The 16,139-nt window shown below is 64.3% G+C and carries 19 protein-coding genes; 5 read left to right on the top strand and 14 right to left on the bottom strand.

Features of this window, described 5'->3' with window-relative positions:
• Positions 1-13: 13 nt before the first annotated feature.
• The 3 genes from fdhD to A5766_RS01280 are packed head-to-tail and all read left to right on the top strand — an operon-like array spanning position 14 to position 2,303.
• The gene (gene fdhD, locus A5766_RS01270; RefSeq protein ID WP_039856653.1) at positions 14-988 is read left to right on the top strand and encodes a formate dehydrogenase accessory sulfurtransferase FdhD; all 975 of its coding nucleotides are present in this window, start codon (positions 14-16) and stop codon (positions 986-988) included.
• The gene (locus A5766_RS01275) at positions 985-1,158 is read left to right on the top strand and encodes a DUF1059 domain-containing protein (RefSeq protein WP_005207971.1); all 174 of its coding nucleotides are present in this window, start codon (positions 985-987) and stop codon (positions 1,156-1,158) included. Before fdhD ends, A5766_RS01275 begins: the two co-directional genes overlap by 4 nt.
• A complete protein-coding gene (locus A5766_RS01280) occupies positions 1,155-2,303 on the top strand; it encodes an EAL domain-containing protein (RefSeq protein WP_005207970.1) in 1,149 nt (382 codons plus the stop codon). Before A5766_RS01275 ends, A5766_RS01280 begins: the two co-directional genes overlap by 4 nt.
• 21 nt (positions 2,304-2,324) lie before the next feature.
• On the opposite strand, the gene A5766_RS01285 is transcribed toward A5766_RS01280, so the two are convergent.
• The 14 genes from A5766_RS01285 to A5766_RS01350 all read right to left on the bottom strand — a co-directional run bounded on the left by A5766_RS01285 (position 2,325) and on the right by A5766_RS01350 (position 14,277).
• Positions 2,325-3,392: an ABC transporter ATP-binding protein gene (locus tag A5766_RS01285; protein WP_005207969.1), complete on the bottom strand. Its 1,068-nt coding sequence runs from the start codon at positions 3,390-3,392 to the stop codon at positions 2,325-2,327.
• A gap of 84 nt (positions 3,393-3,476) precedes the next feature.
• Complete coding sequence (locus A5766_RS01290) at positions 3,477-4,793, bottom strand: ABC transporter substrate-binding protein (RefSeq protein ID WP_064903111.1); 1,317 nt, start codon at positions 4,791-4,793, stop codon at positions 3,477-3,479.
• A 140-nt stretch (positions 4,794-4,933) separates the two neighbouring features.
• Entirely contained in the window at positions 4,934-5,719 is a 786-nt protein-coding gene (locus A5766_RS01295; protein ID WP_231894511.1) for a carbohydrate ABC transporter permease, read from the bottom strand.
• Between the two features lie 128 nt (positions 5,720-5,847).
• The gene (locus A5766_RS01300) at positions 5,848-6,762 is read right to left on the bottom strand and encodes a carbohydrate ABC transporter permease (RefSeq protein WP_005208380.1); all 915 of its coding nucleotides are present in this window, start codon (positions 6,760-6,762) and stop codon (positions 5,848-5,850) included.
• 207 nt (positions 6,763-6,969) lie between these two features.
• Positions 6,970-7,764 carry a type I methionyl aminopeptidase gene (gene map / locus A5766_RS01305; protein ID WP_005208381.1) on the bottom strand — a complete coding sequence of 265 codons (795 nt, stop codon included), beginning with the start codon at positions 7,762-7,764 and terminating at the stop codon, positions 6,970-6,972.
• 13 nt (positions 7,765-7,777) lie between these two features.
• Positions 7,778-8,332, bottom strand: a complete 555-nt coding sequence (locus tag A5766_RS01310) for an adenylate kinase (RefSeq protein ID WP_005208382.1) — start codon at positions 8,330-8,332, stop codon at positions 7,778-7,780.
• Positions 8,329-9,648, bottom strand: coding sequence for a preprotein translocase subunit SecY (gene secY / locus A5766_RS01315; RefSeq protein ID WP_005208383.1), 1,320 nt, complete (start codon positions 9,646-9,648; stop codon positions 8,329-8,331). The genes A5766_RS01310 and secY overlap by 4 nt, the downstream gene beginning before the upstream one ends.
• Before the next feature lie 299 nt (positions 9,649-9,947).
• Positions 9,948-10,388 carry a 50S ribosomal protein L15 gene (rplO, locus tag A5766_RS01320; RefSeq protein ID WP_005208384.1) on the bottom strand — a complete coding sequence of 147 codons (441 nt, stop codon included), beginning with the start codon at positions 10,386-10,388 and terminating at the stop codon, positions 9,948-9,950.
• A 5-nt stretch (positions 10,389-10,393) separates the two neighbouring features.
• A complete protein-coding gene (gene rpmD / locus A5766_RS01325) occupies positions 10,394-10,573 on the bottom strand; it encodes a 50S ribosomal protein L30 (protein ID WP_005208385.1) in 180 nt (59 codons plus the stop codon).
• Between the two features lie 3 nt (positions 10,574-10,576).
• Positions 10,577-11,218 (bottom strand): 30S ribosomal protein S5, encoded by a 642-nt coding sequence (gene rpsE / locus A5766_RS01330; protein ID WP_005170418.1) that lies wholly within the window; start codon positions 11,216-11,218, stop codon positions 10,577-10,579.
• Between the two features lie 49 nt (positions 11,219-11,267).
• Positions 11,268-11,672, bottom strand: a complete 405-nt coding sequence (gene rplR / locus A5766_RS01335) for a 50S ribosomal protein L18 (protein WP_005208386.1) — start codon at positions 11,670-11,672, stop codon at positions 11,268-11,270.
• 3 nt (positions 11,673-11,675) lie between these two features.
• Positions 11,676-12,212: a 50S ribosomal protein L6 gene (gene rplF / locus A5766_RS01340; protein WP_005208387.1), complete on the bottom strand. Its 537-nt coding sequence runs from the start codon at positions 12,210-12,212 to the stop codon at positions 11,676-11,678.
• Positions 12,213-12,227: 15 nt separating this feature from the next.
• The gene (rpsH, locus tag A5766_RS01345) at positions 12,228-12,626 is read right to left on the bottom strand and encodes a 30S ribosomal protein S8 (RefSeq protein WP_005208388.1); all 399 of its coding nucleotides are present in this window, start codon (positions 12,624-12,626) and stop codon (positions 12,228-12,230) included.
• A gap of 259 nt (positions 12,627-12,885) precedes the next feature.
• On the bottom strand, positions 12,886-14,277 hold the full coding sequence (locus A5766_RS01350) for an MFS transporter (RefSeq protein ID WP_168431200.1): 1,392 nt from the start codon (positions 14,275-14,277) through the stop codon (positions 12,886-12,888).
• 121 nt (positions 14,278-14,398) lie between these two features.
• Between A5766_RS01350 and A5766_RS24220 the strand changes: the two genes are divergently transcribed.
• Both A5766_RS24220 and A5766_RS01360 read left to right on the top strand, forming a co-directional pair.
• The gene (locus tag A5766_RS24220) at positions 14,399-15,355 is read left to right on the top strand and encodes a LysR family transcriptional regulator (protein ID WP_005208390.1); all 957 of its coding nucleotides are present in this window, start codon (positions 14,399-14,401) and stop codon (positions 15,353-15,355) included.
• Between the two features lie 31 nt (positions 15,356-15,386).
• Positions 15,387-16,136, top strand: a complete 750-nt coding sequence (locus tag A5766_RS01360) for a DUF2127 domain-containing protein (RefSeq protein WP_005208391.1) — start codon at positions 15,387-15,389, stop codon at positions 16,134-16,136.
• Positions 16,137-16,139: the final 3 nt, after the last annotated feature.

Genomic DNA, 16,139 nt, shown 5'->3' on the forward strand with positions numbered 1-16,139 from the left:
TACCGTGGTTTACATGGGCCGAATCACAGCACGACGTCGCGTTACCCGCGTTCGTCGCGGCGCGCAGCCGACAACGCGCGTCGACGTGTTGGCCGTCGAAGAGCCGTTGGAGATGCGCGTCAACGGCGAACGGCTCGCGGTCACGATGCGGACCCCGGGACACGATGTCGAACTCGCGTCGGGATTCCTCGTCTCCGAGGGTGTGCTGGTCCGCGCGGAGGACCTCGCCACGGCCCGCTACTGTGCCGGCGCCGGGAGCGCAGCGAGCGGGCCGAGTCAGCCCGGCGCCGGGAGCGCCGCGAGCGGGCCTAATCTGCCCGGCGCCGGGAGCGATGGGTTGAATTCGTACAACGTGCTCGACGTCGCGCTCGCGCCGGGTGTCGCGTCGCCCGATCCGTCGCTCTCGCGCGACTTCACGATTTCGAGCGCGTGTGGGGTGTGCGGTAAGGACAGCATCGAATCCGTCATCACGCGTTCGCATTTCGACGTCTCCGACGACCCGCTGATCGTCGACGCCGATGCCGTACTCGATCTGCCCGGTCGGCTCCGCGAACACCAGAAGGTCTTCGCGAAGACCGGCGGCTTGCATGCGGCAGCACTGTTCGACGGTCGCACTGGCGAACTGCGGGTGGTCCGCGAGGACGTCGGGCGCCACAATGCCGTCGACAAGGTCATCGGGTGGGCCCTGGCGCACGATCTGCTGCCCCTGCGTGGCCAGATCCTTCAGGTGTCCGGGCGCGCGAGCTTCGAGTTGGTGCAGAAGGCGATCATGGCGGGCGTTCCGATGTTGTCGGCGGTCTCGGCGCCGTCGTCGCTGGCCGTCGACCTTGCAGAGCAGCACGGCCTGACCCTCGCCGGGTTCGTTCGAGGGGAGTCGATGGTTCTCTACAGCGGCGCCGATCGCGTCTCGTGTAACGACGCGAACCCCGATGAAGAATTCTCGATTGCGACCACTTCGATAGCGACTACACGGAAAGAGACGTCATGAAGAGCTTCTGGTGCGGTGCGGTCATCCCGGATTGCGACGCGACTTTCGAAGCCACGACCGAGGCCGAGATTGTGGAGCTTGTCGTCGAGCATGCCGCCGACGATCACGGGATCGACGACGTGCCCCCAGACACCGTCGCTCGCGTCCGTGAAGTGATCGTCGATCAGTGAGTTCCTCTGATCGGGTCCGCACGGAGCGCATGAGTGCGCGGATCGAGTCGGAACTCGAGCGTGAGGTGGATGCGCTGATTCATTCGGCGCAGGCTCCCAAGGTGGTATTTCAGCCCATCGCCCATCTACCTCAGTTGCGGGTCGTCGGCTACGAGGCGCTGAGCAGGTTCTCGGCGCAACGCCCGGTGGGCCCCGATCAGTGGTTCGCGGCGGCTGCGCGCATCGGGCAAGAGGCCGAACTCAGTGCACTCGTCCTCGAGAAGGTACTGTCGTCGAGAGCCACGCTGCCACGTCGGGCGTTCCTGTCGGTGAACATCTCCCCCGACGTGTTGCTTACCGATCGCATACAGAGATTGCTCGAGCACCGGCCGCTTGACCGCATGGTCTTCGAGCTGACCGAACACTCCATCGTCACCGACTACGACCAGGTCGCTGCAGCCATCGCGCGAGTGCGTGAACTCGGCGGGTTTGTTGCTGTGGACGACGCCGGCGCGGGATATGCCAGCATGCATCACATCCTGACGCTGCACCCCGATTTCGTGAAGCTCGACGGTTCGCTGGTTGCGGACCTGCACCGTGACCCGGCAAAGTCGGCGCTCGTCGAGATGTTCGGCGAGTTCACCAGCCGCATCGACGCCTGGTTGATCGCCGAGGGTATCGAGACCGCCGAAGACCTCCATCGGTTGCGCCAGCTCGGAGTGCCACTGGGACAGGGGTATCTGCTGGGAAGACCCGATGAGGCGATGAATGGAATCGATCCGCTACTCAAGAGTCGCACGCGCGATCTGTGCGAATCGAGAGAGACCGTGGCGCCCTTCATCGAAGCCGGCCGTACCGCACCCGCCGACTCCGACGATTCGGTGCTGCGCACAATGTTCGACGCCGAACCGGAGGTCGCGGCGATCGCACTTCTCGACCCCGGCACGCGTCCGATCAGTCTCGCGGCCCGCCATGGTCCGCGAGATATCGTGCGGCACAGCACCATGCGCGTGAATCGCGCTGCCGGTCGTCGAGAAGTGTTGCGACGCGCCATGACCCGACCGCTGCCCAGCCGGTTCGATCCACTCGTGTGCTGCGACGAGAACGGCAACTACTCAGGCATGGTGCCCATCGACGCACTGATCTCGTCGCTTGCGGCCCGCTGAGGCACGCGCACCGTCGAAGCGTCAAAGACGAACACCGGACTCCGCGTCGAACCAGTGCAATTCGCCTGCATCCGGGATCAGACCGAGCGACTCGCCGACTGTGAACTCGCGCCTGTGGTCGACACGGACGACGATCCGTCCGTCTCGAACGGCGACGTCGGCCGAGCAGTAGACGAATTGCTCTGACCCGAGTTCCTCGACCAGTTCGATCCGCGCCGTCAACGAACCCAGCGTCCCCGGACCGGTGACCTGCCACGACTCGGCCCGCAGCCCGACGACGAGTCGCTGTGGCGCCGAACGAGGAACGGCGATCTCGGCGTCGCCGAGATGCGCACGGCCCGCGTCGATCTCGACGTCGATCAGACACATCTGAGGCGAACCCATGAACCCGGCGACGAACGTGTTTGCCGGATGCGCGTAGATTTCGCGCGGACTACCGACCTGTTGCAGAATCCCCTTGCGCAGCACGGCAACACGATCGCCCATCGTCATGGCCTCGACCTGATCGTGCGTGACGTAGAGCGTCGTCGTACCCAATTCACGCTGGAGTGCAGCGATTTGCGCGCGAGTACTCACACGCAGTTTGGCGTCGAGATTCGACAGCGGCTCGTCCATGCAGAACACCTTGGGGCGCCGCACGATCGCTCGTCCCATTGCCACTCGCTGACGCTGACCGCCGGACAGTTTAGACGGTTTGCGTTCGAGGAGATCCTCGAGTTCGAGCATCGCGGCGACCTCGCTGACGCGGGTTGCCGTGCCGTCCTTGGACATTCCCGCGTTGCGTAGCGCGAATCCCATGTTCTGCGCGACCGTCATGTTGGGGTACAGCGCGTAGTTCTGAAACACCATCGCCACGTCACGGGATTTCGGTTCGAGACCGACAACGTCATGTCCATCGATGCTGATAGACCCCGCCTCCACCGACTCGAGGCCTGCGAGCATGCGCAGCGTCGTCGACTTGCCACACCCCGACGGCCCGACGAGCACCATGAACTCTCCGTCTGCCACCTCGAGGTCGAGATGGTCGACGGCCGGCGACGCCTCGGGACTGAACCGACGCGTCGCTCCGTCGAAGGTCACTACCGCCACGTCACACTCCCGCCGAGTCGATATTGGGCGAGTCGACAGTGGGTGCGTCGATGGTGGCCTTGTCCATATCGCCTGTGCTGCTGATCATTTCGGCAGCTTCGGCTTGATCTGGGTGTCGTAGATCTGTTGGATCTGCTTGTTCACGTCGGCCATGGTGTCGTTCACATCGGCGTTCTGCAGTCCGATCTTCTCGTACCCCGTACCGATGATCTTGTCGCCGCCGGGCACAAAGACGCGAGCGTAGTTCTGCGGCTTGGTCTTCGGCAACTGATCGATCGCCGTCTTGAAGTTGGGGTTCTTGTCGAGGAAGGCCACCATCGACGGGTCGCTCAGCGCCGACTTCCGGACCGGCATGTACCCGACGTTCTGCGAGAAGTACGCCGTGTTGTCGGTGTCGGTGATGAAGTTGATGAACTTCAGCGCGTTGATCTTTCGCGCGTCGGAGATCCGTGCCGGGATCGCCAGGCCGGCACCACCGGTCGGGCAACCGATCGTCCCGTCGGGAGCAGGCAGGAACGCTGTGCCGAAGTTGAACTTGGCATTCTTGGTGATTCCCGACAGGTCGCCGGTCGACGCCACTGTCGAAGCGATGATGCCGGCGCTGAAATCGCCTGCGATGTCGTTGGATATCTTCGCGTATCGCTTGGTGTTGATCGACTCGCTCAAGTAGTTGGCGGCTTCGATCGTCTTGGGATCGGTGAACTTCAGGTTCCACTCGTCGGAGTAGGCACCACCGAAGGTCCAGGTGGGACCTTGGAACGTCCACCCGAGGTAATCAACAGCATTGCCCCAGCCGTGCGCCTGCTTACCGCCACCGACGACACCCTGGATACGCGGACCCCACTCGTCGAACTCCTGCCAACTCTGCGGCCCGCGAGCCGGCAGTCCCGCCTGCTTCCAGACGTCGGCGTTGTAGTAGAACAGCGGCGTCGACCTCGCGTACGGCAGCGCCCACGTCTTGTTGTTCCACTTGTAGTCGCCCACAAGCGAATCGACGTAGTCGGAGGTGTTGACACCCGCCTGGCCGAAGAGGTCGTCGAGCGGAGCGATCGCACCGATGAGCGCGAAGTTGAACCACCACACGTCAGACAGGATGATGATGTCCGGTAACGATCCGCCCGAGAGTGCGGCGTTGAGCTTCTGCGCGGCTTCTTCGTAGTTCTTTCCGGCGTCGACCAATTGGACCTTGATGCCCGGGTTGGCCTTCTCGAAGCGCGAGATCAACTCCTTCTCGACGGCCGTCGACTTGCCCGGATGGTTCGACCAGAAGGTCAGGTTGTTTGCGTCACCCCCGCCGTCGGACCCCTCCGAACTCCCCGATCCCGCGCAGGCCGATACCGCCAGGCCCGCCGCCAACGTGACACCTGCCGCGAGAAAACCGCGGCGAGACAACTCGTGCATTCGTGTGCTCCTGTTCCCCACTGGTTATCGTTCTCTGCCTGTCGCGCAGGTGGTTTCGACACCTGCGCTGATCGAGCTCACCTCGCTGATCAAGCTCACCCCGCTGATCGAGCTCACCTCGCTGATCGAGCTTGTCGAGATCACCCCTTCACCGCCCCGGAGGTCAGGCCCTTGATCATGTGGCGCTGCAGGAGCAGGAAGACGACGAGCATCGGCAGCATCGCGAGCACCGTCGCGGCCATCACCGGGCCCCAGTTCGTCAGGCCGTCGTTGTTCTGCAACTGCGTCAGCCCGACGGGCAGCGTGGCGACGGTGTAGTCGTCGGCCATCAGGAACGGCCAGAGGTATTCGTTCCACTCGTTGACGAGCGTGATGAGCGCAAAGGCAACCATCGTCGGGATCGACAGAGGCAACACCACACGGGTCAGCAGCCGGAAGTGCCCGGCGCCGTCCATACGGGCGGCTTCGATGATCTCGTGCGGTATCGACAGAAAGTGGTTGCGCATCAGGAACGTTCCGAAGGCGACGCCCGCCAGCGGCAGGATGATGCCGAGGAACGTATTGCGCAGTCCGAGCTGTGCGACGAACGCATAGTTCGTGATCGACGTGATCTGGTTCGGCACCATCAGCGCGGCAATGATCACGATGAACACCACGTTCTTGAACGGAAACCGTAGGAACACAAGCCCATACGCGCTCAGCACGCCGAGCGCGAACTTCACGACGCCCAGGATCGACGTCACGATCAACGAGTTCCGCATGAAGTCCCAGAACGGAACCGACGTCGTCGCCTCGCGGTAGTTCTCCGGATGCCACACAGACGGCCACCACACGGCGGGCTGTACGTAGATCTCCGACCGATCCTTGAACGACGCCAACAGAATCCACACGAGCGGAAGCGCGACCAGCAGCACCACGACGACCATCGCGAGGTAACCGAACACCGTCGCAACGCGTTTGCGCCGTGCGTACGCCGCTGCGCGCTGCTCGACACCAACGGGACTCGTCGACGACGCGTTGTCCGATGTCGTGGACTCCGCCACGACGACGTCGCTCATGCCTGTGCCCGATCCATCACGCGTACCTGCACGACGGTCACAACGAGCAGCACGACGAACATGATCGTTGCGACCGTCGCACCGTAGCCGGCGCGGAAATTCCGGAACGTCTCCTCGTAGACCTGGTAGACCATCGTCGTGGTGCCGTTGCCGAGCGGGCCTCCACGGGTCATCACGTTGATGATGTCGAAGACCTGTAATGAGTTGAGCAGCACTGTGATCGAGAGGAAGAACGTCGTCGGACGCAGCTGCGGCAGCAGGACGCGACGGAAGTAGGTGAAGCGGCTGGCCCCGTCGATCGCCGCTGCCTCGTCGAGGTCGATTCGCTTCCCCTGCAACGCGGCGAGGTAGATCACGAACGCGTAGCCCAGGTTCTTCCACACATAGGTCACCGTGACCATGAACAGCGCCCAGTGTGGTTGCTGGTAGAAGTCCGGTGCCGACCCGAGGTGCAGGCGGTGCATCAGGTCGTTGATCAAGCCGAAGCTCGGATCGAACACGAACTGAAACGCGATTCCCACCGCAGCGCCTGAGAGTACGAACGGCGCAAACACAATGGATCGCAACAGGTTTCGGCCACGCAGCTTCCGGTCGAGCAACAGCGCCAACGCGAGTCCCAGCGCCATACTGCCCGCCACCGCCACAACGGTGAAGATCACGGTGTTGACGACGATGGTCCAGGTGTCGGCGCGCGTGAACCATTCCGTGTAGTTCGAGACGCCGATGAAGTCGGCGCCGGGCGACGAGATGTTCCAGTCGTAGAACGACATTCGGATGTTCTCGATGAGCGGGCGATACGTGAAGACACCGAGCAGCACCAGATTGGGCGCTACAAGCGCGATGAACAGCGCGTAGCTACGCCACGACCGGGCGCGCGACGACGGAAGCACCCGCTCGTTGACTGACGACACCCGGGCAGTATTCAGCCCCGATCTTACGGATTGCGAACGAGATGATTGCCCGTCGACGTCCGGAAGGTGTCACGTGGACCACGTCTCATGAATGGAACATGAACGCGCCCGAACCCGGGCCTACTTGCGGTTGCCCACAGGCGCGGAAACCGAGCGTCTGGGCAACCGGAAAGAATGGGCGACGGAAGAACGGGCCAGCCGGAAGAGTCAGGCCGGGCGCTGCGTCAAGATGCGCGGGCCGTCGGCGGTGACGGCGACGGTGTGCTCCCAGTGGGCCGCGCAAGAGCCGTCGTCGGTGACGACGGTCCAGCCGTCGGGGAGCTCGGTGGTGTCGGTGGTGCCGAGCGTGAGCATGGGCTCAATCGCCAGCGTCGAGCCGATCACCAACAACGGACCGTGCCCGGGATCGCCCTCGTTCGGGAGGAACGGGTCGAGGTGCATTTCGCGCCCGATGCCGTGCCCGCCGTAACCGTCGACGATGCCGAAGCCGCGGCCAAAGGTCTTCTCCGCCTTGTGGGTTCCGGTCTCGATGGCATGCGAGATATCGGTGAGGCGCGCGCCGTCGACCATTGCCGCGATGCCCGCCTCCATCGACAGTCGTGTCGCGTCCGAGAGGTCCTGGTCGGCCTGCGAGAGTTCGCCGACCCCGAAGGTCCATGCGGAGTCGCCATGCCAGCCGTCGAGAATGGCGCCGCAGTCGATCGAGACGAGATCTCCCTCGGCGAGCACAACGGTCGACGACGGGATGCCATGCACCACAACGTCGTTGACGGAGCTGCAGATCGAGCCGGTGAACCCGTGATAACCCTTGAACGACGGGACCGCACCCGCGCCGCGGATCACCGACTCGGCCACCTCGTCGAGCTCGAGGGTGCTCACCCCGGCCTTAGCTGCGTCGCGAACCGCGACGAGCGCCTCCCCCACAACGGCTCCCGCCGCAGCCATGGCGTCGAGCTCGCCAGGGCTGCGGAACGGAACACGTTTGGTCTTACGGAGCCTCATCGCAGATCGATACCTAAGAGACCTTGACGCCGAGCGCGCTCAGCACACGCTGGTGCACTTCGTCGACCTCGCCGACGGCGTCGACGGTCTTGACCTGGTCACCGTAGTACTCGAGCAGCGGCGCGGTTTCTTTGTCGTACACCGCCATGCGGTTACGGATCACGTCTTCGGTGTCGTCGGCGCGACCACGCGCGAGCATCCGTTCGACGACGACGTCGGGGTCGACGACAAACGAGACGACAGCGTCGAGCTTCGTGTCGAGGTCGGCCAGGATCGAGTTGAGCGCCTCGGCCTGCTCGATCGAACGGGGGAAGCCGTCGAGGATGAAGCCCTTCGACGCGTCGGGCTCGTTGAGCCGTGCGCGGACCATGTCGACGGTGATCTCCGGTGGCACCAGGTCGCCTGCGTCGAGGTATTTCTTGGCCTCGATGCCGATGGCAGTGCCCTGAGAGATGTTGGCGCGGAACAGGTCACCGGTGGAGATGTGCGGAATGCCGAGCGTTTCCGACAGCAGTTCCGCCTGAGTCCCTTTACCAGCGCCGGGGGGGCCGAGAAAAACAAGTCTCACTTCAGGAATCCTTCGTACTTGCGTTGCATCAATTGACTGTTGATCTGCTTCACCGTGTCCAGACCCACGCCGACCATGATCAACACGGCGGTGCCCCCAAATGGCAGGTTCTGCACTCCCCCGCTGTTACCGATCTCGAGGAAGAGGTTGGGCAGTACAGCGATGATACCCAGATAGATCGAACCCGGGAGCGTGATGCGGCTCAGTACGTAGCCCAGGTAATCAGCCGTCGGCTGGCCGGGACGGATACCCGGGATGAACCCTCCGTACTTCTTCATGTCGTCGGCGCGCTCTTCGGGATTGAAGGTGACAGCGACGTAGAAGTACGTGAAGAAGATGATCATGGCGAAGTAGACCAGGATGTACACCCAGCTACTCGGGTCGGCGAGGTACTGCGAGACCCACGATTGCCAGCCCGACTCGGTGCCGTCGGAACTCTTGGTCAGCTGCACGATCAACTGCGGCAGATACAGCAGCGACGACGCGAAGATCACGGGGATGACGCCGGCCTGGTTGACCTTCAGCGGCAGATAGGTCGACGACCCGCCGTACATCTTCCGGCCGACCATCCGCTTGGCGTACTGCACCGGGATTCGACGCTGGCCCTGCTCGATGAAGACCACGCCCGCGATGATGATCAGCGCCGCGAGGCACACGAGACCGAAGACCAAGCCGCCACGGCTGGTGAGGATCGCGCGACCCTCGGCGGGGATGCGAGCGGCGATGCCCGCGAAGATCAGCAGCGACATTCCGTTGCCGATGCCGCGCTCGGTGATCAGCTCGCCGAACCACATGACGAGGCAGGCGCCTGCGGTCATGACGAGCACGATGATCGACAGACCGAAGATCGACTGATCGGTGAGAACGTTGCCGCACTCCTGCGGGAGCAGGGTGCCGCGGTCGGCGAGCGCGACGATGCCGGTCGACTGGAGCAGTGCCAGCGCCACCGTGAGGTAGCGGGTGTACTGCGTCATCTTGGCCTGACCGGACTGGCCCTCCTTGCGGAGTTGCTCGAACCGCGGGATGACCACGGTGAGCAGCTGCACGATGATGCTCGCGGTGATGTAGGGCATGATGCCGATCGCGAACACCGAGAGCTGCAGCAGCGCTCCACCGGAGAACAGGTTGATCAGCGAGTAGACCTGATTGCCGCCACCGCTGTTGATGCGGTCGATGCAGGCGTGCACGGTCTTGTAGTCGACGCCGGGCGACGGGACCGTCGCGCCCAGGCGATACAGCACAATGATGCCGATGACGAAGAGGATCTTCTTCCTCAGATCGGGCGTCCGAATGGCCGCGACGAGGGGGGAAAGCACTAACTCCTCCTAGGAACGACCACGCTCGGGTTGTTCGGGGGCCCAGGCGGACCCCACCCCACGTGCTCGGCAATCGACGTTGATCGGTGGTTGCGTTGTGCGGCAACGCCAGAAACTCTACCGGCTGCCACGACCGGCACTTCTCCGGGACCGCTCCACCTGAAGTTTTCGGCCGGCTCGCCCGACTCGACGCGCGTTGCGAGTGCACGCACACCGCCGAGTTCGACGAACCAGCCCGCTGGCACCACAGCGGACGGCAGAACAGTGCTGCCGTCCGCTGTGGTCAGAAACGAACTTTCTTACAGTTCGATGGTGCTGCCACCGGCAGCGGCGATCTTTTCCTTGGCCGACGCCGTGAACTTGTTCGCGGTCACGTTGACCGCGACGCTCAGCTCACCGTCGCCGAGGACCTTCACCAGCTGGTTCTTGCGAACCGCACCGGCAGCGACGAGCTCGTCGACGCCGATGGTGCCGCCCTGCGGGAACAGCTTGGCGATGTCGCCGACGTTGACGACCTGGTACTCGACCCGGTTGGGGTTGGTGAAGCCCTTGAGCTTCGGCAACCGCATGTGGATCGGCATCTGGCCGCCCTCGAAGGCTGCAGGCACGTTCTTGCGTGCCTTGGTGCCCTTGGTGCCGCGACCGGCGGTCTTACCCTTGGACCCCTCACCGCGACCCACACGGGTCTTCTCGGTCTTCGCGCCCGGAGCGGGGCGAAGGTGATGGAGTTTGATGGTCATTGCTCTTAAACCTCTTCGACTGTCACGAGGTGTGCAACCACGTTGATCAAACCGCGGTTGATCGGGGTGTCCTCGCGGGTGACGGTCTGGCGGATGCCCCTGAGTCCAAGGGTCCGCAGGCTGTCACGCTGGTTGCTCTTGGCACCGATGGTGCCCTTCACCTGGGTGATCTTCAGCTGTGCCATGTCTTACACTCCCTGGCCTGCGCGCGCCCGGAGCATACCGGCCGGCGCCACATCTTCGATCGGCAGACCGCGACGTGCGGCGACCTCTTCGGGACGCTGCAGCATCTTGAGTGCGGCCACGGTCGCGTGGACCACGTTGATCGCGTTGTCGGAGCCGAGGCTCTTGGCGAGCACGTCGTGCACGCCCGCGCACTCGAGCACGGCACGCACCGCGCCACCGGCGATGACACCGGTACCGGGGCTGGCCGGACGCAGCATCACGACACCGGCAGCAGCCTCACCCTGAACCGGGTGGGTCACGGTGCCTGCGATCAGCGGAACGCGGAAGAAGTTCTTACGAGCCTCTTCGACGCCCTTCTGGATCGCGGCCGGAACTTCCTTGGCCTTGCCGTAGCCGACACCGACCATGCCCTGGCCGTCGCCGACGACCACGAGAGCGGTGAAGGAGAACCGACGTCCACCCTTGACCACCTTGGACACACGGTTGATGGTGACGACGCGCTCGAGCTGGTTGCGCTCCTGGTCACGATCGCGTCCGCGGTCGTTACGACGATCGCGGCCACCGCGGCGGTCGTTGCCGCCCTGGTTGTTGTTGTTGTCGTTACCGGCGGGTCCGTTTCCGCCGTCACGCTGACGTCCGGGCATCAGAGGTTCCCTCCGGTCATGTTGGTCAAGCTGTTGTTGCTGGTCATCATCAGAACTGCAGGCCTCCCTCACGGGCGGCGTCGGCGAGCGCGGCGATACGGCCGTGGTAGTTCTTGCCACCACGGTCGAAGACGACGGCCTCGACACCTGCGGCCTTGGCGCGAGCGGCGATCAGTTCGCCGACGCGACGGGCCTGTGCCGACTTGTCGCCACCGGATGCACGCACGTCAGCCTCGATGGTCGACGCTGCTGCGAGGGTGTTGCCCGCGAGGTCGTCGATCAGCTGCACGTGGATGTGACGGCTGCTGCGCTTGACGGCCAGACGCGGACGCTGCGGCGTTCCGCTGACCTTCTTGCGAAGGCGGAAGTGACGATTGCCGGTCGCGGTGCGACGTCGGGTCGACACGTCCTTGCCGATGGGCTTGCGGACAGTTTTGGTTGCTGTATCACTCATGGCTTACTTACCCGTCTTTCCGACCTTGCGACGGATCTGCTCACCCTCGTAGCGAATGCCCTTGCCCTTGTACGGGTCGGGACGACGCAGGCGGCGGATGTTCGCCGAGATCTGGCCGACTTGCTGCTTGTCGATACCCGACACCGAGAACTTGGTGGGCGACTCGACGGCAAAAGTGATGCCCTCGGGAGCCTCGATCGGCACGGGATGGCTGTAACCGAGCGCGAACTCGAGGTCGCGACCCTTGGCTGCGACGCGGTAGCCGACACCGAAGATTTCCATCTTCGTGGTGTAGCCCTTGGTGACGCCGTCGACCAGGTTGGCAACCAGCGAGCGGTTCAGACCGTGCAATGCACGGTTACGACGCTCGTCGTTGGGGCGGGTCACCACGATGGTGTTGTCTTCCTGCGCCACCTGAATGGGGCTGGTGACAACGTGGCTCAGCTCGCCCTTGGGTCCCTTCACGGTGACCGTCTGTCCGTCGATGGAGACGGTGACGCCCGCGGGGATCTCGATCGGATTCTTACCGATACGCGACATTGTGCTTACCTCCCCTTACCAGACGTAGGCGAGGACTTCGCCGCCCACGCCCTGGTTGGCTGCCTGGCGATCGGTGAGCAGACCGGACGACGTGGAGATGATGGCCACGCCGAGGCCGCCCAGGACCTTGGGCAGGTTGGTGGACTTTGCGTACACCCGCAGACCCGGCTTGGACACGCGGCGCAGTCCTGCGATGGAGCGCTCACGGCTGGGGCCGTACTTGAGGGCGACGACGAGGTTCTTTCCGACCTCCGCATCTTCGGTGCGGTAATCGGTGATGTAGCCCTCGCGCTTCAAGATCTCGGCGATGTTCACCTTGAGCTTCGACGACGGGAGGGTCACCTCGTCATGGAACGCCGAATTGGCGTTACGCAGACGTGTCAAGAAGTCTGCGATCGGGTCAGTCATGGTCATGGTTGACCGTCAACCTTTCTCGTAGCGGTTCCCATGCAGCGCCGATCATCAGGATTTCTCCTGTGACCTGCGGTGGGCCTTCCACGAAGTGGATAGTGAATAGGTTCTCGCCGCCGGTGCCCTAGGCATTTCGCCAGCACCGGAGACTATTCAGTTGTAGCCGTGACCCGAGTGCGGACACGCGAAGGTGCACAGGCAACCGTTCTAGTGTAGAGAATCGGCTGGCCAGACCCAAATCGATGCCCGCAGCGGTCCTGAGTCACCGCGTTCGATGCGGACGCACGACCATACCCAGCAGCGCCATCCCCGCCACGACGGCCGCACCCATCATCGCCCACCCGGCGCCGTCGGCTCCGCCAACCGACGCCAACACCGCGCCGAGTGCCGCGACACCAAAGGCCCCTCCGAGCTGACGCGACGCGCTGAACAAGCCGCCTGCCGTACCCGCGGATCCCGCGGGAGCACCCGCGACGATGAGCCCGGTCATCGGCACGATCACCAGCGGTAACGCCGTTCCGGCGACCAGCATCGTCACGATCAGCGCCCACAGTGGTCCGCCTACGAACATCACCACCGCGATCGCGACAGAACCCACCACAGCCGCGGACTGGCCCAGCAACGCCGGCAACTGCGGCCCACGCGCGGCGACCACGCGCCCCACAACCGGGCCGAGGACACATGGCCCGAACGTGTAGGCGATGAGGACGAGTCCCGCACCCAATGGCGACAGCCCGCGTGCGTTGATCAGATACAGACTCGCGACAAACAGCGTCGACGCCATCACCACCTGAATCGTGAAGCCGAGCAACGTTCCTCGCAGGATCGACGGAATACGGAGCAGACGCACGGGAATCGCCGCGGCAGCGCTTCGTCGATCCGACCAGTAGAGCAATCCGGCCGCGCACACCGTCGCGATCAGCGCCCACGCCGCGATCCAGGATCGCTCCCCCGCTTCGATGATGACGACGACCACGAGCGCGAAGAACACCACCGCGAGCAGCTGTCCGCGCACATCGAGTCGCGCACCACGGTCGCGTGCCCTCGAGTCAGCCGGAAAGTATCGACTCCAGGCCAGCGCGAGAATTCCCACCGGCACGTTGATCAGGAAGATCCACCGCCATCCGCCTGCGGCGATGAGGATTCCACCGACGGTCGGTCCTGCTGCGAAACCGCACCCGGTGACCAGCGCGTAGAGACCGATGGCGCGGTGTCTGTCGGCAGGTTCGGGATTCATCCTCCCGATGAGCGCCAGCGTCGTCCCCGGGATCAGCGCGGCCGCAGCGCCTTGAAACGCGCGCAGGATGATGAGGACCAGCAACGTCGGAGCGAGAGCGCACAACACCGACGTGAGCACGAACGCGAGAACGCCCACCCGGTACGTGCGCAGCGCGCCGTAGCGATCGGCGATCGCGCCGGAACTCAGCAACAGCGCGCCGAAGGTGACCAGGTAGGCGCTGACGACCCGCTGTTGTCCGGCAACGCTGCCACCCAGAGACCTGGCGATGTCTGGCAGCGCGACGTTGAGGACCGTCGAGTCGACCAGCACCAGCAGGTATCCGAGCGAGACGCCGACGTTGCTGACGGTGCGACCACGCATGGCCTCGCCCGAGCGGCGTCGTGATCTGGAGGGTTCGCGAGTTGTCGTTGGCACGGCATCAGGATGCTGCCGACACCCGACGTCGATCGACCGGAATAGATGCAGGCAGTGTGCGGTTTTTCCGAACACCATCCGATGCGTCACGCCTCCCGGCCCCAAGCGAGGAGTAGCAGTCATGGAAATCCGACACGTACGGACCTTTCTCGCCGTCGCCGAGCATCGCACCGTCCTCGGCGCTGCGGCCGCCCTCGACCTGGCCCCCTCGTCGGTGTCGCAACAGATAAGGGCGCTCGAACGCGACCTCGGTGTGCAGCTCTATCACCGCTCGCCGAGCGGTATGCGCCTGACCGAAGCCGGACTGGTGCTGGCCGCCCAGGGCCCCGAGTTCCTCGACCGCTGGGCCAGACTCGGGCGTTCGGTCACCACTGCCGCCTCGGCGGCGCCCCTGCGTATCGCGAGCACCGAACACATGGTCGCCACGCAGATCCCAGGCATTCTGCGCGAGTTCGGCAACCGAGTCCCGGGCGGAACCGTCGCCGTGGACACCCTCATTGACCCGACGTGCGTCGTCGACGCGGTGGCGTCTGGGAGCGCCGACGTCGGACTCGTACTCGATATGCATGACGACGCGGCCGACCGTTGGCTCCTGCCCGCGACGCAGCGTACGGACGTCTCCTACGCCGACCTGGTCCCCGTCACCACTGCAATCGCGATGGCATCCGGCCATTCGCTTGCTCGACACGAGCACCTCACCATCGCCGACCTTGTCGGCGAACACATCCTGAGCGGCCCACGACGATGCGCGACACACCTCGGCGTCGAGAACATGCTGCCCGAACCGATGGAACCCATGTCGAGCCTGGTTGTCGCCTTCAGTTGGGCTGCCAACGGCCTCGGGGTGGTGATGGCCCCGAAGTTCGCCGTTGGCGCGACGTCGGCTGCCGGCCAGCTCGTCGCGGTAGATCTCGACATCGCGCCGCACACCTCCTGGATTCGAATGGTGTGGTCATCCGAGCGCCCGGTCGTCGGCGACTTTCGCGACCTGCTGTACGCGGCGAGCGTCGGGGTGAGCGGCGATACGACGCGCAGTGGCAAGGTCGGTCAACCGGGTGAGATCGCCGCGGCGTCGTGACCCACCTGCCGTCGACGGCTAGGCTGCTGCGGTGAATTGGGAACTGATCTCCTGCGGCCTACGCGGTCACGAGACCTACCGCCCCGACGAGCCCGGTCTCGCCGATCATCTGCACACCGAGACCAGCGCCGGCGACGCGTGGCGATGCCTGCGATGCGGCGATTACGCCCTCGGCTCACCTCGCAACAGCGGACCCGCCGACCATGCCCCGGAGGTTCCGCGTGGTCGGTTGCTGCGCGACCTCATCATCATGCGACTGCTCGCGGTCGAGCGCCTGATCCGCGGGATCTTTCTCGTCATCGCAGGCATATTCGTGATCGAGCTGCGCAACAGTCAACAGACACTGCACGAGAAGTTCGACGCCGAGATGCCGCTGCTCAAACCGATCGCCGACCAGATCGGCTGGAATATCGACGACTCCAAGGTCGTGCAGTGGATCGAAAAGGCGACCACCCTGTCGACCGCGACCATCGTGCTCGTCGGCTGCGCGCTGCTCGCCTACGGAATCAGCCAATTCGTCGAGGCGTACGGCCTGTGGTTCGCCAAACGCTGGGGCGAGTACTTCGCGGTGATCGTCACCAGCATCTTCATCCCGCTCGAGGTGTATGAACTCGTCGAGAAGGCGACGGTGTTCAAGGTGCTCTTGCTCGCCGTCAACGTCGCTGCGGTCGTCTGGCTCATCTGGAGTAAGCGGCTGTTCGGCGTCCGCGGCGGCGAGGCCGCCTACCACGCCGAACACAGCGCCGAGAGCCTCCTCACCGTCGAGCGGGCGGCGGGCTGAACC

Source organism: Gordonia sp. 852002-51296_SCH5728562-b, assembly GCF_001665475.1.
Lineage (GTDB): Bacteria > Actinomycetota > Actinomycetes > Mycobacteriales > Mycobacteriaceae > Gordonia > Gordonia sputi.